Source organism: Gracilibacillus dipsosauri (genome assembly GCF_003176895.1).
Lineage (GTDB): Bacteria > Bacillota > Bacilli > Bacillales > Amphibacillaceae > Gracilibacillus > Gracilibacillus dipsosauri.
Genome location: NZ_QGTD01000008.1, coordinates 421,082 through 443,346, shown reverse-complemented (window position 1 = coordinate 443,346; position 22,265 = coordinate 421,082). Strand labels below are relative to the sequence as shown.

Below are 22,265 nucleotides of genomic sequence, written 5' to 3'. Positions count from 1 at the left end.
AGCGTTAACCTATGTTAACGCTTCTACAAGAACATCCATGATACTACAATAACTGAAACAATTATACCAATAAAATCAGCAATCAGTCCAACTTTAAGCGCATCCCCCATTTTTTTAATGCCAACTGCTCCAAAATAGACAGTCAAAATATATAATGTTGTGTCAGTACTACCTTGCATGGTGGAAGCTAACCTCCCTAAGAACGAATCAGGACCATATAGTTCAATCATTTCAGATGTAACACTTAAGGCAGCAGTTCCTGAAATAGGACGGATCAACGCTAATGGTGTAATTTCTGCAGGGAAACCTACTTTCTCGAGAAATGGTTGGAGTAACCCAATAAACGCATCCAGAGCTCCAGAGCTCCTTAGAATGGAAATAGCTACCATCATCCCTAATAAAAATGGAAGAAGGGAAATCGACATTTTTAAGCCTTCTTTCCCACCTTCCACAAATTCCTCGTATGCAGGTATCTTTCTCCATACAGCAGTAAGCAATATGACTAAAATAATGCAAGGAATGAGCCAAACACTTATCGTTGTCACAATTTGAATCAAGACAGCTTCTTCTCCCTTCGTTTCTGAAATAGACGATCTACGAGAATGGCAGTAATGGTAGTTGCCAGTGTAGCAATTAAAGTACTGCCTACAATTTCAGTTGGTGAGTGAGATCCATACTCCATTCTAATCGCAATAACGGTGGTCGGGACTAAAGTAATACTTGACGTATTAATTACGAGAAAGGTGATCATGGAATTAGAAACAGTGCTCGAATTACTTAGCTTCTTCATTTCTTCCATTGCTTTGATTCCCATTGGTGTTGCTGCATTACCTAAACCAAACAAATTTGCGCTAAAATTCGCTAATATATAGCCCATCGCTGGATGATCTGCTGGAATTTCTGGAAAGAGTCTTACTACGAGTGGACGAAAAAGTTTACTAAGCCCTTTCAATAATCCTGCCTTTTCTGCGATTCTCATCATACCTAACCAAAAAACTAGAACACTAGTAAGCGCAATAACTAATGTGACAGCCTCATTTGCTCCATCAAACAATGACTTATTAACTTGTTCCATCGTCCCATTAAACATTGCATACACAATACCAATAGCGGCCATTAGTACCCAAATAAGGTTAATCATTGCTTTTCACCTAATAATGTTTGAAAGGTATCGAGAGTAGCTTGCCAAAATCCACTTTTTTCTTCATTTACTTCTTCTTGATAAATAGCAGTTTCTGCAATCTTCTCCCCATCTAGGTAGAATATCTTTTTTCCAATTTGGTCAAATGCTAATGCTTCTGTTGTTAAAAATACCTTAGAAGAAAGGTTTTTTATTTCTGAATCGGTTAAAGGATAGAGAACATCGTCCGAAATCCAACCATTTGTAAGACCTTCATCTTTCTTGTTTTCGTAGGAATATTCCCCCTCAGATTGGATTTCCTCAAGAGGATAATGCTCAAATCCCCATTCATATAGTCTAATATGATCCTGCCAGTCATCAGGAGCATTGAGAGTAACCACAATCAAGGTTTGTCCATCCTTCTGCGCCGTTGTCACTAACGTTCTTCCGGCAGCCTTCGTAAAACCTGTCTTACCCCCAGTACAATATTCATAATACCTTGTTAATAATTTATTTTTATTTTGCCAGGAATAATCACGGTCATTTGCTCGAAATGATTTTGCACCTGATATTTTTTGAAAAGTATCATTTTCCATTGCATACTTCATTAGGAGTCCCATATCATAGGCAGTAGAGTAATGGTCCTCTGAATCAAGACCATGAGGATTGGAAAAATGTGTGTTTGTCATGCCTATCCAATGGGCTTTCTCATTCATTAGATGAACAAACCCTTCTAAGCTACCACCAACATGTTCACTTATCGCAACAGCTGCATCATTTCCAGAGCGTAGCATCAGCCCATAGATTAATTCCTCCAGTGTAAACTGATCCTCGGACCTTAAGTAAATAGAAGAACCTTCTGTGCCGATGGCATTATCCGATATGCTTACTTGACTATCTAACTCACCTGATTCAATGGCAACAATGGCTGTCATGATCTTCGTAATACTAGCAATCAAGGATTGGTTATGAGCATTCTTTTCGTACAACACTCGACCAGACGTTTGGTCTATGAGTACTGCGCTTTCGGCAGACACGTTTATCTCGGTTTGAGCCTCTACTGCTGGAGATAGTAGTAAGCCTCCAAATACAAGACATATGATTGTGATAGCAAAACGCACTGCTTCACCTCTTCTCAGACAATTAATTTTTATATCTTCATTGTATGCAGAAAAGACAAGCATATGCTCACGTATTTTTCCTATTCCTGTTCAAGCTCTTGGAAACGATCGAAAAATAAATCTGCTTCCGTTTCGACATCAATATCTTCTATGTTTTCTGGTAATGGAGGCAGCTCCTCTAATGATTTTAAACCAAAATAAGTTAAAAAATCTAAGGTAGTACCAAATAGAATTGGTCGTCCTACTCCTTCTTTTCGACCTACTTCTTCAATAAGTGCACGAGAAATTAATGTCTGTACAGGCCTGTCACTCTTAACTCCTCTAATCTCTTCAATTTCCGTTCGGGTTATTGGTTGTAAATAAGCTATGATTGCTAATGTTTCTAATGCAGCCTGTGACAACTTTGAAATAGTCTTCGTTTCAGTCAGGCTGGTATAGTATTCACCATGCTCAGGTTTTGTGGACAAAAATAAGGAACCTTTTGATTCGACTAACATCATTCCTCTACTACTACTTTCATAGTCAAACTTTAACTCATTTAATACATGCTCAGCCATGTCCTTATCTAAATCTAATACCTTTTGAATTTCCTTCTTTGTAATACCTTCATTTCCCGATACAAAAATTAAACCTTCTATAATTGCTTTCATCTCTGATAGTTCCACTAGATTGATACACCGTCCTTCATTCATAAACCCATAATTACGGAATGATCCTTTTTGTGTTTAAGCCTGATAAACCATTAAATCATCAAATTGTTTCTCTTGAATACAATGAATTTTATTATCCTTCATTAATTCTAAAACCGCTATAAAGGTTGCCACAACATAGGATTTCGTATTTTCTGGAAATAGTTGATAGAAGGAAATACCTTGATCAGATTCCTGCAATTGTAATAATATTGCATCCATTCTTTCTTTTATCGGTATCTCCCTTCTCTGAATAGATGTTTCCATTGGTTGATTCCATTTTCTCCGCTCTAATACTTTTGCCATTGCGTTTAGCATATCATAAACACTAGCTGTACCTTCTGGGACAGTAACTCCTTTTGGTTTTTCTAATGGAACAGGAGCTCTCGTATGTATGTGACTTCGTTCCATCTCTCTTTCTTTTAGTTGTTCTGCCGCTTCCTTATACTTTCGATATTCAATTAACCTTCTCATCAATTCCTCACGAGGATCCTCTTCATATTCCTCATCCACCTCTATAGAAGGATTGGGTAATAACACCTTGCTCTTAATTTCTAATAAGGTTGCCGCCATCACTAAATATTCACTTGCAATATTAAGCTCTAATTGCTGCATTGTATGTATATATACCATGTATTGAGAGGTGATTTCCGCAACAGGTATATCATAAATATCAATTTCATACTTATTAATTAAATGCAATAATAAATCTAATGGTCCTTCAAAAGAGTCTAACTTTACTTCATACTGATTAGCCACACATTTTTCCTCCAAAAATCACACAAATATTTTTAAATCATTCTTTATAAGAAAAGTGTAAAAACAAACTGCCATCATTTATTATATACTATTACATATGCCCATACTTTTTTCCATTGTTAGCATACATTAATCTCGAGAAATCAATTTTATAATTGATTTAAAATTGAAAATAGGAGGAATAAAAATGGGTTATTCTTACGGTAGTGGATTTGCGTTGATCGTTGTGTTATTTATCTTGTTGATTATTGTTGGTGCAGCTTGGTATTAAAAAACGGACTTTAGAATAATGGTACTCACCAACCATCCCTAGCCATCCACTTTTACGATGTTAAACGACAAGAAAAGAACCTTTGTGAAACCCACAAAGGTTCTTTTCTATTTTACCATAATCGTATTTCTTGCACCTTCCATACCATTGTCATTATTTGACTGGCTATCAGGATGCATTCATTGTATCTATATAATTGTTTAAGATGTTTTACATTTCTCTAGAAATCGTTCTGTTTGCTCATTCGCATGGATGGAGTAGGACTCATCGAAAAAACCTTCTAATGCATGTACCATTTTCTTTCCAATGCCCATATTACGATGTGATGGATCTACCGTGATATGCTGTACTAAAATTGATTTGTTATCTTCCTTGACAATCAAACCAATAGCCCCTAGAACATCGTCTTCTTCTTTCCATAAAAATAGCTGCCATTGATCGTTTGTCTCATATTCCTTGATCGTATCCTGTAGTCGTTTAACTTCTTTCTCATCAGGCATAAAAGATAAGAGTCCCATTGCTATCTTTTCAAGCCTTTTCTTATAACGAATTAACATTTTGAACCCCTCATTATTCATAACATTATTCATACTGTTATGTTATGTTCTGATTCGATGTGTCGTTACCTTGGATAAAAATTTGAATCATTTAACCATTTGGTAGTGCTATACCGAACCAATAATAAAAACCCCATATCACTGCAATGACAAAAAGAAAGATCAACAATATCCAATTTTTGCGTCTTTGATTCATCCCTATCTTTCCCTTTTAATTTAGAAATTAAACATTCTAATCATTACAATAGTATAATCAAATAAAGATGTCAAACCTTGACAATTTCTATTCCGTCACACGAACGGTTTTCATTGCATCACCTTGTTTGATTCGAAGGACGGTATCCATTCCTTCTATAACTTGTCCAAACACGGTATGCACGCCATCTAAATGTGGCTGAGGCTCGTGAACTAAAAAGAATTGACTACCTCCCGTATCCTTACCGGCATGAGCCATAGATAATGCTCCAGCGACGTGCTTATGTGGGTTTCCTTCCGTTTCGCATTTTATAGTATAGCCAGGACCACCCATTCCGGTTCCGGTAGGATCTCCGCCTTGCGCAACAAATCCTGGAATGACACGGTGAAAAATAACACCATCATAAAAATGATCGTTTGCTAGTTTTTCAAAATTAGCTACGGTGTTTGGCGCAGCCTCCTCAAATAACTCTATTACGATTTCTTCTCCATTTTCAAATGCTATTGTCGCTTGCTTCATTGTTATTCCTCCTCGTAGGATAAGTCATTTGTTACTAAGTCTTGGTAACTTTCTCTTTTGACCACTAACTGATCCTTCCCTTTTTCTACAAATACAACTGCTGGTTTGGCAAAACGGTTGTAGTGGTTTGCCATAGAATAACCATACGCACCTGTACTAAATACAGCTAATATATCATTTGCCTCCACTTCTGGCAACATAATATCCCAAATTAACATGTCTCCTGATTCACAGCATTTTCCAGCAATAGAAACTTCTTCATCGCTCGGTTGTTGGGCTTTATTCGCGACAACTGCTTCATATTTCGCTTGATATAGCGCAGGCCTCAAATTATCAGTCATCCCGCCGTCTACCGCTACATATTTTCTCACATTCGGAATTTCCTTGATCGAACCAATTGAATATAGAGTGATACAGGCATCCCCGACAATAGATCTGCCTGGTTCTATCCAAATCTCAGGAAACACCATGTTATATTTATTAGTTTGGGAGGAAACTTTTTCTATTAATGATTCTACGTATTTCTCTAATGGTAACGGTTCATCCTCTGACGTATAGCGAATGCCAAAACCACCACCTAAATTAAGCACTTCAGCAGTAAATTGATAGCTTTTTGACCACTCTGCTAATTTCTCAAAAAGCCGTTCCACTGCCATCATAAATCCATCTGTTTCAAATATCTGAGAACCTATATGACAGTGCAAGCCCTTCAGATGAATACGCTCTTTCGCTAAAAGCTGTTGTATTGCCTTATCTGCTTGACCATTTGTTAGGTCAAACCCAAATTTAGAGTCTTCGTTACCAGTCAAAATGTAGTCATGTGTATGTGCTTCAATACCTGGCGTTACCCTAATGAGTACATCCATTGTTGCATCATATTCAGCTAGTAGTGATTCTAACAATACCATCTCATGAAAATTGTCGATAACAATACAGCCAATTTTACTCTCAATCGCCATTCTAAGTTCTTCAAGACTTTTATTATTACCATGAAAATGAATTTTGTCAACCGGAAAACCAGCTTGAAGTGCCGTGTATAACTCCCCTTGAGACACAACATCCAAACTAAGATTCTCTTGTTTTGCAACCTGTACCATTGCTATACTTGAAAAAGCCTTGCTTGCATAAGCAACCTGTGCCTTTATACCATGCTTTTGAAATGTCTCCACAAATGCACGGGCGTTTTCCCGAATTTTTTCTACATCATAAACGAATAATGGTGTTCCATATTTTTTCGCCAAATCGATGGTATCAAGTCCTCCAAACAATAAGTGCCCTTTTTCATTATAACTGAATTGCTCTGCCATATAGTCATCCCCCTAGTAACGATAGCCTTCTGTCATCCAATAAAATTTAGCGTTCCATGATTTATTAGTAAAAAATCTGCTATCAATCTAATGTGTACAAAGAAAAAACCCTCCTATTCACCTGCTTGGTAAAGTAGTAAGGGATTTTCTATTCCCGCAGTACCATAAATAAATCATTTCGAAAAAAGTATAAAAATAATTTACCACACAGCCTTCCTAAGTTCAAGCATAACCGCAAAAGCAGTTTTGTACAAGAATTCTAAGATTGTTTTCGATGATTTTTTGTTTGTACAATGCTTGGACGTGTTTTCGATAACGGAACAGCTACTCGGAATAATATTTGCCACAATGCCTTATCATTAAACGGTAAAAGTGGCCATAAATAAGGGGTCTGTAACGACCTTGTACTAGCAAGAAACAGTATGAAGCAGGTTGTTCCGATGAGAAAACCTGGAACATGGAAGAAAAAGGTCACAATGAGCAAAAGTAATCTTGCCATCTTATTGGCTACACTTAGTTCATAACTAGGTGTGGCAAAAGTCCCAATTGCACTGATCGCAACATAAAGAATGACTTCTGAACTAAACAAACCAACCTCGATTGCAATTTCTCCAATTAATACTGCTGCAATCAAACCCATGGCGGTTGATAAAGGGGTTGGTGTATGAATGGCAGCCATCCTTAAAAACTCAATCCCTATATCAGCTAAAAGAATTTGTACAATTATCGGAACATTACCTGTTTCGTTCGGCCCGATAAATTGTAGTTTTTCTGGTAATAATGTAGGGTCTAGAACTACCAATAGCCACAATGGCAATAAAAATAAAGAGGCAAATATACCTAAAAATCTTATCCAACGAATAAAGGTACCGACAGCCGGTGCTTCCCGGTACTCTTCTGCATGTTGAACATGGTGGAAAAAAGTTGTAGGCACAATAATCATACTAGGTGAAGTATCCACCATCACTAACACATGTCCTTCAAATAAATGAGTCGATGCCACATCTGGCCTTTCTGTATATCTTACTTGGGGATATGGATTTAATCCTTGATGAACCAAATATTCTTCTATTGTTTTGTCTGCCATAGATATTCCGTCAACATCAATATTTTGTAGTTCTTCTTTAATTAAGTTTACTAAATCCGGATCTGCTACATCTTGGATATAAGATATACAAATATCTGTCTTCGATCTTTCTCCAACCTGCATAATTTCGTTTCTTAGTCGTTCGTCTCGTATTCTTCTTCGAGTTAATGCAGTATTTTCAATAATATTTTCTGTATAGCCATCTCTAGAACCTCGAACCACTTTTTCTGTGTCAGGTTCTTCCGGAGTTCTTCCTGGATAGTGTCTGACATCCACGATAAAACAATTTTCTTCTCCGTCTGCAAAAATCACCAGTAAACCAGATAGTAATCGATCCATTGCCTTATCAAATCGATCGGTCTTTTCCACTTGTTGGTGAACAACACGATTATTTAGCTCATCATAGATATCAGTATGAGCATTTTCGTCATCATTAATAGAGATCAATTTTTTCATGATCTCAATGACAAAATCCGTGTCTACTAACCCTGTTACATAGTATAATTGTATTCTCTTTTTAAGTACCACTAATTCTCGAAATCCGACATCAAAGGAAACACCTATTCCGAGCTTTGATTTTAAATAAGACTCATTCATATTTATAGATGATGAGATTTTTTTTTGATTTTTGTTTTTTTTCATCTATTATCCCTCATTAAATTAACATATTTCACGATGACATAATATCGACAAAGGTGATCCAGTGGAAAAGAGAGCCAAAAATTTTGCCTAATACGATTGCCATTAATAACCACAACAGTGCTGTGCTCATTCCTAATCTTTTCATTAAGATGGGAAAAACATTTAGCACCTCTGTCAATGCTGCTGCAAGCATTCCGATAAAAACACCATGGAATAGTCCGAACAATACTTGGATAAGTATGGGAACATGGATCGAAATTTGACTGAAGGAAAAAAGTGTCCCTATTATACCTCCTAGTATGACAGCTGCTTGATATGATTTGACAAAAGTATAAGATTTACTCAGCTGGACCAACCGTGGAATAATTCCTAACACTGTTAATAAAGCGACTAGACCTGAACCAACAATAATTCCAGAACCAAACCCGATAATGGTTTCTGCAATAATAGATCGCATGTCATTCATTGTCTCTATTATTCAAAACATTCTCATGATTAATAAGATAGGTATCTAAATCTTGCTGATAATTAAACATTTCTACTTCGAGCGGGCTCGGTTCCTCATTAAATCGTTTTTGGAAGATGTGATTAAAAAAGAGTACCATTCCTAGTCCTAATCCGATCGAGTATGGAATTTGTATCCATAGTGGTTTGTTCACTCTTTCCCCTGTAAAGAAATATGCCAAACTCTGATGAACCTCCTGCATGCTAACATCATAGTGAAAATTGATAATTGCCATGGCTGATCCCACGAACAGAAGTAGCCAGATTGCTGTAACGAGCAAAATATTGGCTTGTTTTTTTTGTTTACTAATTTCCACAATTGTCTGACTAGGTCCAACTAATTCAAAAGTCAAGGATGGATATGCTTTAATTAATTTATCTAACAGATGAAATCCATCAATAACTGATACATTTTTATCCTCTTCCGTAATCTGATAAATCTTTAAGTGATCTAACTTATCAAGATAAGAAATATTCCCTGTTAAATAAGCGATATCCTTCAGTAAAATAAGGTGATTATGTTTAACTCTAATTTTCTTTCTAAGCCGGATATATACTTTTTCCTCCACTAAGCATCACCCCTTATACAAACTTAGTTATAAACTGTTAGTTATGAAGTAGTTTTTGAAATTAGGGAAAAATTATACCCATATAAGAAAAACAACGACTCTTCCAGCATTAGAAAAACTCGCATTCGCTCGTCCTTTAGCCGATGGGTTAGCTTTTCTTATACTTTGGATTTCAAAATTTTCGCTTCGTTGCTTTACTTCCTGCCAAAAATTTTATACTTTCTTAACGTAAAATAAAAAACTCGGCATTCGCCGAGTTATTACGTAAAGGCTATACTATTTTAATTCAACATTTCTTCTTTCATTTTTTCTAATATCTTTTTCTCAATCCTAGAAACCTGAACTTGTGAAATACCTAAACGATTGGCAACCTCAGTTTGTGTTTGATCCTTATAATACCTAAGATAAACAATAAGTCTCTCTCTTTGATCTAATTCATTAATTAACTGTTCCATCGTAATTTTTTCAAACCAGTTATCTCCTGTATCTGCAATTTGATCCAACAGGGTGATCGGATCGCCGTCGTTTTCAAAAACAGTCTCGTGAATGGATTGTGGTTTCTTCGTTGCTTCTTGTGCATGGATGATCTCCTCTGGGCTTAGTTCGAGCTTATTAGCGATCTCTTGAATTGTTGGTGCTCTCCCTAAATCCTTCGTTAATTCATCCGAGGTGCGACGAATTTTATTACCAATCTCCTTTAGGGATCGGCTTACTTTCACCGTTCCATCATCCCTAATAAATCGTTGAATCTCACCGATTATCATAGGTACTGCATAGGTAGAAAATTTCACATCGTAATTCAGATCAAATTTGTCAATCGATTTCAGCAAACCAATACAACCAATTTGAAAAAGATCGTCCTGGTCATACCCCCGATTTAAAAATCGTTGCACAACTGACCATACTAGCCGGATATTTTTTTCTACAAGAATGGATCGAGCATTTTCATCGCCTTCTTGACTTAATTGAATATATCGTTTGACCTCTTTATCCTGAAGGGGGGATGCATTTTTCATTTTTGTCATCCGCATCACCTAATTACAAAAACTTTTACTTCGTTGGAAGTCTTTGACCATTCTGATAGTGGTGCCTTCTCCAGGACTTGATTGTATTTCTACCTTGTCCATAAAGTTTTCCATGATGGTAAAGCCCATCCCCGATCTTTCAAGCTCTGGTTTAGAGGTAAACAATGGCTCTTTAGCTAAATCTATGTTCTCAATTCCTAGGCCTTGATCCTGAATAGAAATGGATAAGGTGCTATCTGTAATGGAACACTCAATATAGACATATTGATTCGGGTCTTCCTCATAACCATGAATAATTGCATTGGTCACCGCTTCGGAGACAACAGTTTTGATTTCTGTTAATTCATCCATCGTTGGATCAATTTGGGATACAAAGGCAGCTACCGTAATCCGTGCAAATGCTTCATTTTCACTAATACTTTTAAAATGTAATTGCATCGAATTATTCATGAGGCCACCCCCAACGTAAGCAATGCAAAGGATTCATCTGATTCTAATCGAACTATTTTGAATAAACCCGACATTTCGAACAAGCGTTTTACTGCAGGGGAAATAGAACAAACAACCATCTCGCCGCCCAGTTGTTTAATCTCTTTATATCTACCTAAGACAACTCCAAGACCTGAACTATCCATGAAATGTAGATGTTGCAAATTTAAAACCACATGTTTTGTTCGGTTTTTTCTCATTTCCTCTTGCCAATCTATCTTTAGTCTTGCTGCAGAATGGTGATCTAGCTCTCCTTCTAATCGTACAATTAATACATTTTCAATAGGAACAAATTGTGTCGTTAATTGCATTATTCATCCTCCCTCTTTTCTAACTTGAGTTTCTATTTCTACAAAGATCTTTTATTATCCTGCTTTATGACAAAACTAGAACGAAATCGAGCAAATATTGCAAAATCATTTCTTCAATTTAGGAAACGATATATTTACGGTAAAACTATAGAGAAAAGAGCGACCGCCAAGTTCTCTTCCATAATTGGAATGTGCTTGCTTTTTTCATATCCTCAGAAAGGACGAGATCTGTTTCACTGATCACTTTTCCACCTTGCATCACTTGTAGCTTACCAACAGTAGTTCCTTTTTTGATTGGAAGGGATATATTTTGATTTATTTTCATTTTTGTTTCAATTCCACTTAAGTCCTCCCCTTTTTGATGTACAATGGAAATAGAGTCATTAGTAATGATATCCACATTTTGTTTGTCAGCTTTTAGCCATTCAAAACTAGTAATCGATTGGTTTTTTTCGAATAACGGTTTTGTTGCATATTTGCTATAAGCATAATCGAGCATTTGACTAACATCACTATTACGTTCCTTAGTGGACCCAGCACCCATCACTACTGCAATCACCCTCATTCCTTCTTTTTCAGCAGTAGCAGTTAGACAGTATTTCGCTTCATTCGTAAATCCTGTTTTCAAACCATCTACGCCATCATAAAATTTTACCAGCTTATTTGTATTCACAAGCCAAAATTCATTTTCCTTGCCTTCACGTAAATAGTCTTCATAAATACTTGTATAATCTGTTATATTTTCATATTTTAATAAAGCCTTTGCCATTGTGGCCATCTCTGCTGCTGTACTTGTATGGTTTTCAGCGGGGAGTCCAGTCGCATTTTGGAAGACCGTATTCTTAAGACCTAATTCCTTCGCTTTTTTGTTCATTAGCTCTACGAATGCTTTTTCACTACCGGCTATTTTTTCGGCCATCGCAACACTTGCATCATTTCCAGAAGCTACCGCTATACCTTTCAGTAAATCGTTTACGGTCATTTCTTCTCCTGCCTCTAAAAATATTTGTGAGCCACCCATGGAAGCAGCATTCTCACTGACTCGAACCGTTTCTTCTAAGGTTATTTCTCCCTTATCAAGAGCTTCCATAATTAATAGCATTGTCATAATTTTAGTCATACTTGCTGGTGGTAAGGACTCGTCAGCATTTTTCTCAAACAAAACTTTACCAGTATCTCGTTCTATTAATATAGCTGATTTTGAATTTTCAGCTAAATCAAGAGAAGCAGATTCACTTACTGGTTGATGATGGGAAGCATGGATATTTAGATATCCTGAAAAGCATGTTAGAAGCAGAACATTTGCCATTATTAGTAGCAGTCTATTTACCATTTTCACCTACATACACCTCCAATAGTTAACACTAATTATTTTTGCCAAAACCGAGTATTTTTATAACATTAGAAAAACTCGGATTCACTCTTTTTTGGTGAATGCCTAGTTTTTCTTATACCTAATACCTTAAAATTTCAGCTACTTCGAAACTTCTACTGTGTAGAAATTTTATGCTTCCTAACGTAAAAAAAAAGCGATGAATGAGTTCATCGCTTTACGAATACTAAGGTTCTTTACTTATCTATTACTTCATAAATCATCTTAGGTTTATTAGAAGGATTATCTTGGATTGTAATAGCATCCCTAATGAGTTCCATGATCTCTTGGACATCCTCCTGATCAGCATGGAGAGTTGCTAGTGGTTCGTCGATTTCGACCTTATCACCTATTTTCTTGTGTAAGGTTATTCCAACTCCATGATGAACCTGATCGTCTTTTTTCGCACGTCCTGCTCCAAGATGCATTGCTGCGATTCCAATAGTATCAGCTGTTATTTCGTGTATATATCCTGTTTGTTTTGCACTAACTTGAATATGGTAAGAAGAGCTCGGTAGCTTTTCAGGATCTTCAATAACCGAAATATCTCCGTTTTGTGCCAATATAAAATCTTTAAAAGCTTTTAGAGCATGGCCTTCATCCAATAATATGGTCAGTTTTGCTATCGCCTCTTCATAGCTTGAGTAAATTCCTGCTAATATTGTCATATGAGCAGCTAATTCTAATACAAGTTCTCGAAGATCCTCTACTTGTTTTCCTTGTAAGACATGGATAGCTTCCCTCACTTCATTTGCATTCCCAATTTCATAACCTAATGGTTGATTCATATCACTAATAACAGCTATTGTTCGTCGACCTAATTGATTTCCAATCTGGACCATTTCTTTAGCCAGACGTTTCGAATCTTCTAACGATTTCATAAATGCCCCTGAACCAGTTTTCACGTCTAAAACAATACTGTCTGCACCTGAAGCAATTTTTTTACTCATTATAGAGCTTGCTATCAACGGTATAGACTCCACTGTTGCGGTTACGTCTCGCAACGCATATAGCTTCTTGTCTGCAGGAGCTAGATTCCCTGTTTGACCGACAACTGCTAGCTTATATTGATTAACATTACGAATAAATTGATCATTCGTTATCTCCACTTGAAATCCAGGTATAGACTCTAATTTATCAATCGTTCCACCTGTATGTCCTAAACCTCTACCTGACATTTTAGCAACAGGTATACCCGCAGCTGCTACTAATGGTCCTACAATTAATGTTGTCTTATCGCCTACTCCACCTGTAGAATGTTTATCAACTTTATGACCTTTAATTGGGGATAAATCAATCTCATCTCCAGACTCTACCATCACTTTTGTTAATAACGCCGTTTCATCTTGATCCATTCCTTGATAATATATTGCCATTAATAAAGCAGAAACCTGATAATCTGGAATTTCATCTTTCATATAGTTTTCGATGAAAAAGCGAATTTCCGCTTCCTCTAGTTTCGTTCCATTTCGTTTCTTGCTAATAATATCAACCATTCTCATATAAACTCATCCTTTTAGTTGTAATTTTCATAAATGCATAAGCAATTATGATATCAAGGAAATTCCATTAAACCAACGGTTAGCTATTAGCTAAAATATCCTGTAAAAAGCTTGTCCCATGTTGTGGCCTTTTCACATCAAAATTTTCTGCAATGGTTGCACCGATATCCGCGAAAGTTTCACGAATTGGTAATCGGTTTGCCTTGGTAATATTTTGATGAAAGACTAGTAATGGTACAAATTCTCTAGTATGATCGGTGCCGTGGTGGGTTGGATCATTGCCATGATCTGCCGTAAGGATCAATAAATCATCTGTACCAATATTCTCTAGAATTTCTGGTAGTCTTGTATCAAACGCTTCTAAAGCCTCTGCATAGCCAGCTGGATTTCTACGATGACCATATTTAGCATCAAAATCGACTAGGTTAAGAAAATTTAAACCATGGAAGGATTTGGACATGGAATCAATAAACTTCTGTATGCCATCTGTATTATCCTTTGTTCTAATTGTTTCGGTTACTCCTTCACCATCATAAATATCTGAGATTTTGCCAAGTGCAATGACGTCAAAGCCACCATCCTTTAATTCGTTCATAACTGTTCTACCAAACGGTTTCAGCGCATAATCATGTCGGTTAGAAGTGCGCTCAAAGGCTCCTGGCTTCCCTATGAATGGCCTTGCAATGACTCGCCCTATCATATACTTTTCGTCTAACGTTAACTCACGAGCAATTTCGCAAATTTTATATAACTCTCGGATAGGGACTATTTCCTCGTGTGCTGCGATTTGAAGAACGGAATCAGCAGAGGTATATACAATTAAATTTCCTGTTTTGATATGCTCTTCTCCCAGTTCCTTAATTATCTCTGTTCCAGAGGCAGGCTTATTTCCAATCACATTACGTCCAGTTTTTTTCTCAAGGGCATGTATTAGTTCAGCTGGAAATTGCTCAAACGTACGAAATGGAGTATCTATTCTTAGTCCCATAATCTCCCAATGGCCAGTCATCGTATCCTTCCCATTTGATGCCTCTTGCATTTTGGTATAAAAGGCTTTAGGTTCAGCTGCTGGCTCAATGCCCTTTATTTCACGTATATTACTTAATCCTAACTTCGCAATATTTGGCATGTTTAGGCCACCTCGATGTTCTGCAATATGTCCTAAAGTATCTGCTCCTTTATCTTGAAAGGCTTCTGCATCGGGAGCTTCGCCTATTCCTACAGAATCTAACACAATTAAAAATATTCGTTTAAATGGTGACATATTCTTTCCCTCCCAGTAATCATTACCCTATAGTTTAACCTACTATGCGAAAAATTTACGTTACCTAATAATCAAGTTTTATTTAGGAGAAAGTTAACACCCATTGACAAGTTTAAACGAATGTCAATGGGTGCTGTAATCTTCGGACTAAGCTCTCGGATGATGCTCTTTGTAAATATCTTTCAAGCGGGACTTCGATACATGTGTGTAAATCTGAGTGGTTGAAATATCAGAGTGTCCAAGCATTTCTTGAACAGCTCTTAAATCAGCACCATTCTCTAATAAATGTGTAGCAAAGGAATGCCTTAATGTATGTGGAGATATTTCTTTTTCAATTCCTACATCTTTGGCAATTTGCTTAATAATTTTCCAGAAACCTTGACGTGATAACCGATTTCCGTGATGATTAACAAATACATTTTCCGTATTTTTTTTGCTTACTAACATTGGCCTCGCCTGTTCAAGGTACATTTCGACCGATTCCTTTGCTAGGTCACCTAATGGTACAATACGCTCCTTAGAGCCTTTACCAAAACAGCGCACAAAGCCCATTGTCAAATGTAGATCTGCTAATGTTAAATCGGTTAATTCGGTTACGCGCAAGCCAGTTGCATAAAGTGTTTCTAGCATTGCTTTGTTACGAATCGAATATTTGTCTTTGGGCTCTATGCTTAGTAGTTTTTCTACATCATCCGTCGAAAGAACCTTGGGAAGTCTCCTTCCGGTTCTTGGTGTTTCGATATGTAAACTCGGATCTTGAGAAAGTTGAAATTCTCTAATCAAAAACTGATGAAATAATCGAATCGTAGATAGTGTTCTCGCAATCGTCGAGGTTGATTTTCCCGTATCATTTAAATGATATAAAAATTGCAAGATATCTTGCCTAGAGACATTATCCCATTTTTCAAGCTTTTTATTTTCATTTAAAAATTGATAATAATGCGATAAGTCTCTGCGATAGGCCTGAAGTGTATTATTTGATAAGCCTCGCTCAATTCGTAAATAATGATAGAATTCTTCTACAGGATATAACATGTCATCCATGATCTATTCACCCAATCGAAAAAATATACTTATCCTTTCCAGGAGATCATTTTCCTCCTGTTCGAAAACCTCTACTGCGTTGCCTTTTGGCATTTCATAGCGGTCCAGCTGTTCATACTCTTGGTGTAATGCCTTTATAACATAATAAAACAATAATGTACATATGACAAAGATCAACAAAACCTTTGTCATCTCTAATATAATTTTGATCATTTTAGACATTTTGATTCTCCTAATAGAAAATATTATTCTATTAGAATTTATACCAAAAAAAAGAAGAAATATACCTAATTCTTCTCCTCTTCCTCCATATTTTCCTGACATACTCTACAGATCCCATGGAAGGTTAGTCGATGATCCTTCACGAGAAATCCCCAATCCTTCTGAACGATTTCCTCAACCTCTTCTAATAAATCATCCATTATTTCTTCTACAGACCCACATTCTGTACAAACTAGATGGTGATGAAAATGCTTAGCCCCTTCCTTCCGAAGGTCATAACGAGAAACACCATCACCAAAATTTATTTTATCTACTACTTTTAGCTCTGTCAGTAATTCTAATGTTCGATAAACTGTTGCTAGGCCAATTTCAGGTGCTTTATCTTTAACTAATAAATAGACATCCTCAGCACTTAAATGATCTTCTTCCCGTTCTAAAAGAACTCTAACCGTAGCTTCCCTTTGAGGGGTTAACTTATAGCTTTGTGCATGTAATTCTTTTTTGATACGGTCTAATCGATGTTCCATACCTAAGACCTCCCTACAAAACAATTATAAATAGAGGTCCTCCGACTGTCAATTAAAATTATTATAATTAGATAAATAATATTAATTTCTAAATTGAAATTGTTATCATTTAAGAATTTGCTCAGATATAAGCTTCATCGATTCAAATGAAACGACTGTTTCTAGAACCGCTGCAACACTTGCTCCTATAATTAAAAGGACGAACAATGCAATATAACGATAAAACACTTGCAGTACAGGAAGCTTATACCGTTTCGAAAAGATACTTTGTATTAACGTAAAGGAAAAGATCATTGCAAAAACACTCGCCATTATATAAACAGGTATAACAATGAGGTTCTGAGGTGCAATGGCAGAAAAAGAGAACAGTAATCCCTTCCATCCAAGTTGATTTACAAAATAACCAACAGTAAAACCAATTGCTACTCCTTTGACGAATAATAGGACCCAAATTATTGGTAATCCAATAACTGCTAGTCCCAGGAAGAAAAGAAGTGCAAGAAACTGTATATGGTAAAGCATGGCATTTTGAAATAGAGCTTTACGAGTAACGCCATCCTCCACTAAAAAATTTTGGAAGAATCGTTCTAAATAAAAAAAGAGATCTTGTTTCTGAATAAATGACATACTATTCACTATAATGGCTCCGAAAATGATCCCAGTCAAAAACAAGATAATAGTAAATATATAAATAGTATAGTGTTGGTTTAAATGTGCTACAATATGATTTCTCTTCTTTAGCATTTCCTTCACATCCTTGAACATAGTCTCATTTCAATCTATGAAAAGGATGCTAGAAATAGAACTTACTTATTAAGTTATTTTGCCATACCTACCTCCGCCACCAGTAATAATCTCCACTTTTCCTTTTCTAATATTAATGATAGAATTTGCTATTTTTTCACCTACTACATCTATTAAGTCGTTTTTTTCAACAAAGTGAATGATGTTCATTTCATTGTCGAAGTGGTCAAGTAACTTTTCAAAGGTTTTCTTTCCAAGTCCTGGTACATATTCTAGAGGGACTTGATAAATATATGGTGGTCGTTCTGGACTCTCTCCATTACTCGATAACTCCATTATTCTATCTGCTACACCTTTTATCATGGATGTGGCACCACAATGTGGACATGGAGTCTCTTTTATTGGAGATAAACATTCCTTACATACGGTATTATGATATTTTCCTAACTTAGGGTTAAGTCCATAGTTAGCGATTATTTTTCTACCATCTACATTCCGTAATGCTTTATACCATTCATCAAAATTTGCTGCTTTCATCTGTAATTGCTGATACTCTCTTCCTATTTTCGCTAGGGAATGAGCATCTGAATTGGACAAAAAGGGATATTCATGTAATTCCTTTATTTGATCTGCCATTTGTGTATCAGAGCTTAAGCCAAGTTCGATAGCATCTATTAGGGATGGATCTAATACTTCCTTTAAACTACGGTGCACTCCTTTACCATATAGACTTTTAAAAGGGGTAAAGATATGGGCAGGAATGAACAATCCGTCTAGCTCCTTCACCGTTCGTTGCAATTCAACCGCTTCCCCATAAAAGCGTTGAGAGCTAAGCTCCAGATTCCTCATCTTCCCAACTAACCATTGAGAAAATTGCTTCATTTTATTAATGGTTGGAAAATAGCAAAGGACATGAATCGGACCGCGGCAATGATTATCATATATTTCGATTTCACTTCCCAATAGTAGGGTTGTATTCTGATAACGAACTCCACCCTCCTCTAGCTCGACTGCCATCTGATCTTGAATAGCATCCTCAAGCTCACTCATTACTGCTGGAGCATGGCAATCGATTACTCCAACTAAATCCATTCCTTTTCGTTCAGAAGCTTCTTTTAATACATTAGTAATTGTTAAACTCTTCGAACCCGTAATTTTCACAGGTTTTCCAAATTTGTTCCTACCAATATGAATGTGTAAATCGGCAAAAAATGTATTCATGTTTTATCTCATACCTTTGCTTTTTAAATAAAGGATTGCATAAGCAGTTTTCGCATCATGTATTTCTTGACTTTGTATTAAATGCTCTGCTTCTTCTAATGTTAATTCTAATAGCTCGACAAATTCATCTTCATCCAGCTGTTTTTCAACCTCTAGTTTCTCTAGATCGCTCGTTTCATATAAATAAATAATCTCGTCTGCAAAGCCTGGTGAAGTATAGAAGGATGTTACATAATGTAACGACTTCGTTGTATAGCCGGTTTCTTCCTCTAACTCACGAAGAGCTGTAGTAATTGGTGCTTCTCCTTCTTCTAATTTACCAGCAGGGATTTCTACTAAAACCTTTTCTAACGGTTTTCGATATTGTTTCACAAATATGATTTTATTATCCTTCGTAATTGGAATTACGGCAACGGCTCCCGGATGCTTAATAATTTCTCGTTTGGAAGTATGCCCATTCGGTAGTGTAACATCCTCCACCTGCACCTTAATAATTTTGCCATCAAAAATTTCTTTTGTTTGGATTGTTTTTTCTTCTAAATTCACTACACATAAGCTCCTTTGTCTACAGTTAGTTCCACAATATACTTCTACTACATAATCTACACTCATTACAGATGAGCTACAATTATTGTATTTCTTAATCGCTATATATACAATGAAAAAGAACAGCCATTTATATAAAGAGAGGATGTTTGTAGATGAGGAAGGTACAGTTAGGTGACTCTAATTTATATGTATCGGAGCTGGCTCTAGGATGTATGTCACTCGGCACGGAACGAAAGCAAGCCAATTATATAATCGATCAAGCTCTCGACTATGGAATCAATTATTTAGATACTGCCGATTTATATGATCAAGGTAGAAATGAAGAAATAGTCGGAGAAGCTATTAAAAAAAGAAGAAATGATATTGTTTTAGCTACAAAGGTTGGCAATCATCTGAAGGAAGATGGAAGCTGGTATTGGGATCCGTCAAAAGCTTACATAAAATCACAGGTGAAAAGTAGTCTCAAGCGTCTTCAAACAGATCATATTGATTTATACCAATTACATGGTGGAACAATAGAGGATCCAATCGATGAAACAATTGAAGCATTCGAAGAACTCGTCGAAGAAGGGGTCATTCGTTATTATGGTATCTCTTCGATTCGTCCTAATGTCATTAAGCAGTTTGTCAATAAAGCAAGCATCCAAAGTGTCATGATGCAATATAGTATTTTTGATCGTAGAGCAGAAGAAGAGATACTACCACTATTACAGAAACAAAAAATTAGTGTTGTTACTAGGGGTAGTCTTGCTAAAGGCATGCTTACAAAGGATGCCTTATCGATTACTCAAGCGAAAGCACAGAAAGGCTATCTGGATTATCGTCAGGATGAGCTACTCTCCACGATAAAGCAATTAATTGATCTACTAAATAGGGACCAGACTTTGACCGGTTTAGCCATCCAATATGCTCTCCAAAATGGGGCAGTATCCTCCATTGTAGCTGGGGCTAGTTCCTCTACTCAATTAAGCGAAAATGTAAAAGCATTGGAACAATCTTTTACAACAGCTCAACTCGAACAAGTGGCTCATATTGCCAAACAGAATAAATATGAAAAGCATCGATAAATAGGGGTTCTATCCCAATTAGAAGAAGTAGTAAAATCATCATTTCGGGCAGTAGGAGTAGTCATATTGATGTAAAATGTTAACAAAATGAAAGTCGGTTCCTTGTAAATAGAAACCGACTTTTTTGATTGCACTTATTAGTGACCTATTACAGATGGTGGAATAAATGGGTTTAGCACCCCTTCAGGACTGGATAGTCGAAAGGTTTGTCCATTAAAGTCAAGGGTCATTTCTTTAGCAAAAAACACTGCTTGCTGGTAATGGACACTAACAGAAAACTGATCACAAGAAACACGCTTCTCATTGTCCTCGATCTGATCCTTTAGTTCAAAGGTAGGCATACCATTTACCCCACAACCACAATCTTCCGTATCATAAGCTAAATGAATCCACTCTTTCTTTCGATCATTTAGAGTATTAATTTTTTGAAGTGCATCTTTCGTAATCGTCAATTCCATAATTGCTACCTCCCCTATTTTGAATGAAATTGCTTATGCAGAACTTTTTCCATCGTTGCTGGAAAAAGTTGATAAACAATCGCGCCTACTTGCATCCAGTATGGCAAATTGATCTCCCTTTTTTTCGTGAACATTGCTTGGACTATCTTCTTGGCCACATAATCTGCCTCTAACATATATTTCGCTACATTATTTTGGTAACTACCTGATGGATCTGCATGGTCAAAGAAGTTTGTTTTCACAGGCCCAATATTAACAGTCATCACTCGAATGTTTGTATCGATTAATTCGAGACGTAAAGCATTGGAAAAGCTGATCACGCCAGACTTCGTTGCACTATAAACAGCAGACTTTGGTGTGGCAATTTTGCCAGCTTGTGAAGCTATATTAATAATGTGAGCTTCTGGGCGCTGTTTCAACCGATGCAAAAAAGCATGTGTCGTATATATTAATGCTTTGTTATTAAGTCTTAGCATTTTCTCTACTTCTTTCCACTCGATCTTGTCTAATGATTCAAATAAACCTATCCCTGCATTATTGATAATGGCATCTATCGCTACATTTTCGATTTTTATTCGTTCTATCACTTGTTTCCACTCTGAAAGGTTTAGTAGATCAACCGGATAGTACGTAGCTTCAATTTGAAAATCTTCCTTTAATCTATTTTGTAATGTTTGTAATTTGTCTTTTGATCTAGCTACCATAATCGGAATGGCCCCTCTTTTTGCAAGCTCAAGGGCCACTGCAGCACCAATACCATTTGATGCCCCGGTTATTAAAACCTTTTTGCCATTGATCGATTTCATTCACATCACCTATAATTATTTTACCATATAGCGAAGACTTAGTCAGTAAACACATACATGCATGGCAGCAATAAAAGCGCTGGGCGACCGTTTAGAAACGTAGCGACGGAGTGCACAACTGAGATTATGGAAATATGTCCCTTCATAGGGGTATGCCGACATTGGACGCACAATCCGTATTTAGTCAGCCTTCATTCACATTTAAAACCGATGATGACTTATCGCAGGGTGGTGCGGGAAGTCGCCTACCTATTTTCTAGGCGCGTCGTGGACGTTGCCCAATGCGCTTCTCTTTTTCTTTGGGATCATATTTTTATCTGTCT

Annotated in this window: 27 protein-coding genes; 2 read left to right on the top strand and 25 right to left on the bottom strand. The window is 36.6% G+C overall.

What is annotated here, in order from left to right; all coding sequences use genetic code 11:
* Positions 1-23: 23 nt before the first annotated feature.
* The 5 genes from DLJ74_RS09235 to DLJ74_RS09215 all read right to left on the bottom strand — a co-directional run bounded on the left by DLJ74_RS09235 (position 24) and on the right by DLJ74_RS09215 (position 3,689).
* Positions 24-554 carry a spore maturation protein gene (locus DLJ74_RS09235; RefSeq protein ID WP_109984602.1) on the bottom strand — a complete coding sequence of 177 codons (531 nt, stop codon included), beginning with the start codon at positions 552-554 and terminating at the stop codon, positions 24-26.
* Positions 554-1,141 (bottom strand): nucleoside recognition domain-containing protein, encoded by a 588-nt coding sequence (locus DLJ74_RS09230; RefSeq protein ID WP_109984236.1) that lies wholly within the window; start codon positions 1,139-1,141, stop codon positions 554-556. Before DLJ74_RS09230 ends, DLJ74_RS09235 begins: the two co-directional genes overlap by 1 nt.
* Entirely contained in the window at positions 1,138-2,241 is a 1,104-nt protein-coding gene (locus tag DLJ74_RS09225; protein ID WP_245902305.1) for a D-alanyl-D-alanine carboxypeptidase family protein, read from the bottom strand. The genes DLJ74_RS09230 and DLJ74_RS09225 overlap by 4 nt, the downstream gene beginning before the upstream one ends.
* Positions 2,242-2,321: 80 nt before the next feature.
* Positions 2,322-2,906, bottom strand: a complete 585-nt coding sequence (gene scpB / locus DLJ74_RS09220) for an SMC-Scp complex subunit ScpB (RefSeq protein ID WP_054787994.1) — start codon at positions 2,904-2,906, stop codon at positions 2,322-2,324.
* A gap of 60 nt (positions 2,907-2,966) precedes the next feature.
* On the bottom strand, positions 2,967-3,689 hold the full coding sequence (locus DLJ74_RS09215; RefSeq protein ID WP_054859340.1) for a segregation/condensation protein A: 723 nt from the start codon (positions 3,687-3,689) through the stop codon (positions 2,967-2,969).
* Positions 3,690-3,876: 187 nt separating this feature from the next.
* On the opposite strand from DLJ74_RS09215, the gene DLJ74_RS09210 reads away from it, so the two are divergent.
* Complete coding sequence (locus DLJ74_RS09210; protein ID WP_054787957.1) at positions 3,877-3,960, top strand: YjcZ family sporulation protein; 84 nt, start codon at positions 3,877-3,879, stop codon at positions 3,958-3,960.
* A gap of 200 nt (positions 3,961-4,160) precedes the next feature.
* Here DLJ74_RS09210 and DLJ74_RS09205 read toward each other — a convergent pair whose 3' ends face one another.
* The 18 genes from DLJ74_RS09205 to DLJ74_RS09120 all read right to left on the bottom strand — a co-directional run bounded on the left by DLJ74_RS09205 (position 4,161) and on the right by DLJ74_RS09120 (position 19,608).
* Positions 4,161-4,517 carry a GNAT family N-acetyltransferase gene (locus DLJ74_RS09205; RefSeq protein ID WP_054787956.1) on the bottom strand — a complete coding sequence of 119 codons (357 nt, stop codon included), beginning with the start codon at positions 4,515-4,517 and terminating at the stop codon, positions 4,161-4,163.
* A 283-nt stretch (positions 4,518-4,800) separates the two neighbouring features.
* Positions 4,801-5,232, bottom strand: coding sequence for a peptidylprolyl isomerase (locus DLJ74_RS09200; RefSeq protein WP_054787955.1), 432 nt, complete (start codon positions 5,230-5,232; stop codon positions 4,801-4,803).
* Between the two features lie 2 nt (positions 5,233-5,234).
* Positions 5,235-6,539: a diaminopimelate decarboxylase gene (gene lysA / locus DLJ74_RS09195; protein ID WP_109984234.1), complete on the bottom strand. Its 1,305-nt coding sequence runs from the start codon at positions 6,537-6,539 to the stop codon at positions 5,235-5,237.
* A 259-nt stretch (positions 6,540-6,798) separates the two neighbouring features.
* Positions 6,799-8,268, bottom strand: coding sequence for a spore germination protein (locus tag DLJ74_RS09190; RefSeq protein WP_109984233.1), 1,470 nt, complete (start codon positions 8,266-8,268; stop codon positions 6,799-6,801).
* A gap of 28 nt (positions 8,269-8,296) precedes the next feature.
* Entirely contained in the window at positions 8,297-8,725 is a 429-nt protein-coding gene (locus DLJ74_RS09185) for a stage V sporulation protein AB (RefSeq protein WP_054859335.1), read from the bottom strand.
* A gap of 1 nt (position 8,726) precedes the next feature.
* Positions 8,727-9,341 carry a stage V sporulation protein AA gene (locus DLJ74_RS09180; protein WP_109984232.1) on the bottom strand — a complete coding sequence of 205 codons (615 nt, stop codon included), beginning with the start codon at positions 9,339-9,341 and terminating at the stop codon, positions 8,727-8,729.
* A 281-nt stretch (positions 9,342-9,622) separates the two neighbouring features.
* Positions 9,623-10,372, bottom strand: coding sequence for an RNA polymerase sporulation sigma factor SigF (sigF, locus tag DLJ74_RS09175; protein ID WP_109984601.1), 750 nt, complete (start codon positions 10,370-10,372; stop codon positions 9,623-9,625).
* A 3-nt stretch (positions 10,373-10,375) separates the two neighbouring features.
* Positions 10,376-10,816 (bottom strand): anti-sigma F factor, encoded by a 441-nt coding sequence (spoIIAB, locus tag DLJ74_RS09170; RefSeq protein ID WP_054787954.1) that lies wholly within the window; start codon positions 10,814-10,816, stop codon positions 10,376-10,378.
* Positions 10,813-11,166, bottom strand: coding sequence for an anti-sigma F factor antagonist (gene spoIIAA / locus DLJ74_RS09165; protein WP_109984231.1), 354 nt, complete (start codon positions 11,164-11,166; stop codon positions 10,813-10,815). The genes spoIIAB and spoIIAA overlap by 4 nt, the downstream gene beginning before the upstream one ends.
* A gap of 145 nt (positions 11,167-11,311) precedes the next feature.
* Positions 11,312-12,505 (bottom strand): D-alanyl-D-alanine carboxypeptidase family protein, encoded by a 1,194-nt coding sequence (locus DLJ74_RS09160; RefSeq protein ID WP_425454573.1) that lies wholly within the window; start codon positions 12,503-12,505, stop codon positions 11,312-11,314.
* Between the two features lie 230 nt (positions 12,506-12,735).
* On the bottom strand, positions 12,736-14,040 hold the full coding sequence (locus DLJ74_RS09155; protein ID WP_109984230.1) for a pyrimidine-nucleoside phosphorylase: 1,305 nt from the start codon (positions 14,038-14,040) through the stop codon (positions 12,736-12,738).
* A gap of 79 nt (positions 14,041-14,119) precedes the next feature.
* Positions 14,120-15,304 carry a phosphopentomutase gene (gene deoB, locus DLJ74_RS09150; RefSeq protein WP_109984229.1) on the bottom strand — a complete coding sequence of 395 codons (1,185 nt, stop codon included), beginning with the start codon at positions 15,302-15,304 and terminating at the stop codon, positions 14,120-14,122.
* Positions 15,305-15,451: 147 nt separating this feature from the next.
* Positions 15,452-16,339 carry a site-specific tyrosine recombinase XerD gene (gene xerD / locus DLJ74_RS09145; RefSeq protein ID WP_109984599.1) on the bottom strand — a complete coding sequence of 296 codons (888 nt, stop codon included), beginning with the start codon at positions 16,337-16,339 and terminating at the stop codon, positions 15,452-15,454.
* Positions 16,340-16,351: 12 nt separating this feature from the next.
* Entirely contained in the window at positions 16,352-16,570 is a 219-nt protein-coding gene (locus DLJ74_RS09140; protein WP_054787953.1) for a DUF4227 family protein, read from the bottom strand.
* A 65-nt stretch (positions 16,571-16,635) separates the two neighbouring features.
* Positions 16,636-17,097: a ferric iron uptake transcriptional regulator gene (gene fur / locus DLJ74_RS09135; RefSeq protein WP_109984228.1), complete on the bottom strand. Its 462-nt coding sequence runs from the start codon at positions 17,095-17,097 to the stop codon at positions 16,636-16,638.
* A gap of 105 nt (positions 17,098-17,202) precedes the next feature.
* The gene (gene spoIIM / locus DLJ74_RS09130) at positions 17,203-17,841 is read right to left on the bottom strand and encodes a stage II sporulation protein M (RefSeq protein ID WP_054859332.1); all 639 of its coding nucleotides are present in this window, start codon (positions 17,839-17,841) and stop codon (positions 17,203-17,205) included.
* Positions 17,842-17,910: 69 nt separating this feature from the next.
* Positions 17,911-19,062, bottom strand: coding sequence for an endonuclease Q family protein (locus tag DLJ74_RS09125; RefSeq protein ID WP_109984227.1), 1,152 nt, complete (start codon positions 19,060-19,062; stop codon positions 17,911-17,913).
* Positions 19,063-19,065: 3 nt separating this feature from the next.
* On the bottom strand, positions 19,066-19,608 hold the full coding sequence (locus DLJ74_RS09120) for an NUDIX domain-containing protein (protein ID WP_245902303.1): 543 nt from the start codon (positions 19,606-19,608) through the stop codon (positions 19,066-19,068).
* Between the two features lie 155 nt (positions 19,609-19,763).
* Between DLJ74_RS09120 and DLJ74_RS09115 the strand changes: the two genes are divergently transcribed.
* Positions 19,764-20,678, top strand: a complete 915-nt coding sequence (locus tag DLJ74_RS09115) for an aldo/keto reductase (protein WP_109984225.1) — start codon at positions 19,764-19,766, stop codon at positions 20,676-20,678.
* A 137-nt stretch (positions 20,679-20,815) separates the two neighbouring features.
* On the opposite strand, the gene DLJ74_RS09110 is transcribed toward DLJ74_RS09115, so the two are convergent.
* Positions 20,816-21,136, bottom strand: a complete 321-nt coding sequence (locus DLJ74_RS09110) for an iron-sulfur cluster biosynthesis family protein (protein ID WP_109984224.1) — start codon at positions 21,134-21,136, stop codon at positions 20,816-20,818.
* 14 nt (positions 21,137-21,150) lie between these two features.
* On the bottom strand, positions 21,151-21,942 hold the full coding sequence (locus DLJ74_RS09105) for an SDR family NAD(P)-dependent oxidoreductase (protein WP_109984223.1): 792 nt from the start codon (positions 21,940-21,942) through the stop codon (positions 21,151-21,153).
* Positions 21,943-22,265 lie beyond the last annotated feature (323 nt).

Bases quoted from the DNA above. Each gene is read 5' to 3' on its own strand.
- DLJ74_RS09230 (WP_109984236.1), bottom strand. From the start codon at position 1,141: ATGATTAACCTTATTTGGGTACTAATGGCCGCTATTGGTATTGTGTAT.
- DLJ74_RS09210 (WP_054787957.1), top strand. From the start codon at position 3,877: ATGGGTTATTCTTACGGTAGTGGATTTGCGTTGATCGTTGTGTTATTT.
- DLJ74_RS09205 (WP_054787956.1), bottom strand. From the start codon at position 4,517: ATGTTAATTCGTTATAAGAAAAGGCTTGAAAAGATAGCAATGGGACTC.
- DLJ74_RS09200 (WP_054787955.1), bottom strand. From the start codon at position 5,232: ATGAAGCAAGCGACAATAGCATTTGAAAATGGAGAAGAAATCGTAATA.
- lysA (WP_109984234.1), bottom strand. From the start codon at position 6,539: ATGGCAGAGCAATTCAGTTATAATGAAAAAGGGCACTTATTGTTTGGA.
- DLJ74_RS09190 (WP_109984233.1), bottom strand. From the start codon at position 8,268: ATGAAAAAAAACAAAAATCAAAAAAAAATCTCATCATCTATAAATATG.
- DLJ74_RS09185 (WP_054859335.1), bottom strand. From the start codon at position 8,725: ATGCGATCTATTATTGCAGAAACCATTATCGGGTTTGGTTCTGGAATT.
- sigF (WP_109984601.1), bottom strand. From the start codon at position 10,372: ATGCGGATGACAAAAATGAAAAATGCATCCCCCCTTCAGGATAAAGAG.
- spoIIAB (WP_054787954.1), bottom strand. From the start codon at position 10,816: ATGAATAATTCGATGCAATTACATTTTAAAAGTATTAGTGAAAATGAA.
- spoIIAA (WP_109984231.1), bottom strand. From the start codon at position 11,166: ATGCAATTAACGACACAATTTGTTCCTATTGAAAATGTATTAATTGTA.
- DLJ74_RS09155 (WP_109984230.1), bottom strand. From the start codon at position 14,040: ATGAGAATGGTTGATATTATTAGCAAGAAACGAAATGGAACGAAACTA.
- deoB (WP_109984229.1), bottom strand. From the start codon at position 15,304: ATGTCACCATTTAAACGAATATTTTTAATTGTGTTAGATTCTGTAGGA.
- xerD (WP_109984599.1), bottom strand. From the start codon at position 16,339: ATGTTATATCCTGTAGAAGAATTCTATCATTATTTACGAATTGAGCGA.
- DLJ74_RS09140 (WP_054787953.1), bottom strand. From the start codon at position 16,570: ATGTCTAAAATGATCAAAATTATATTAGAGATGACAAAGGTTTTGTTG.
- fur (WP_109984228.1), bottom strand. From the start codon at position 17,097: ATGGAACATCGATTAGACCGTATCAAAAAAGAATTACATGCACAAAGC.
- spoIIM (WP_054859332.1), bottom strand. From the start codon at position 17,841: ATGCTAAAGAAGAGAAATCATATTGTAGCACATTTAAACCAACACTAT.
- DLJ74_RS09125 (WP_109984227.1), bottom strand. From the start codon at position 19,062: ATGAATACATTTTTTGCCGATTTACACATTCATATTGGTAGGAACAAA.
- DLJ74_RS09115 (WP_109984225.1), top strand. From the start codon at position 19,764: ATGAGGAAGGTACAGTTAGGTGACTCTAATTTATATGTATCGGAGCTG.
- DLJ74_RS09110 (WP_109984224.1), bottom strand. From the start codon at position 21,136: ATGGAATTGACGATTACGAAAGATGCACTTCAAAAAATTAATACTCTA.
- DLJ74_RS09105 (WP_109984223.1), bottom strand. From the start codon at position 21,942: ATGAAATCGATCAATGGCAAAAAGGTTTTAATAACCGGGGCATCAAAT.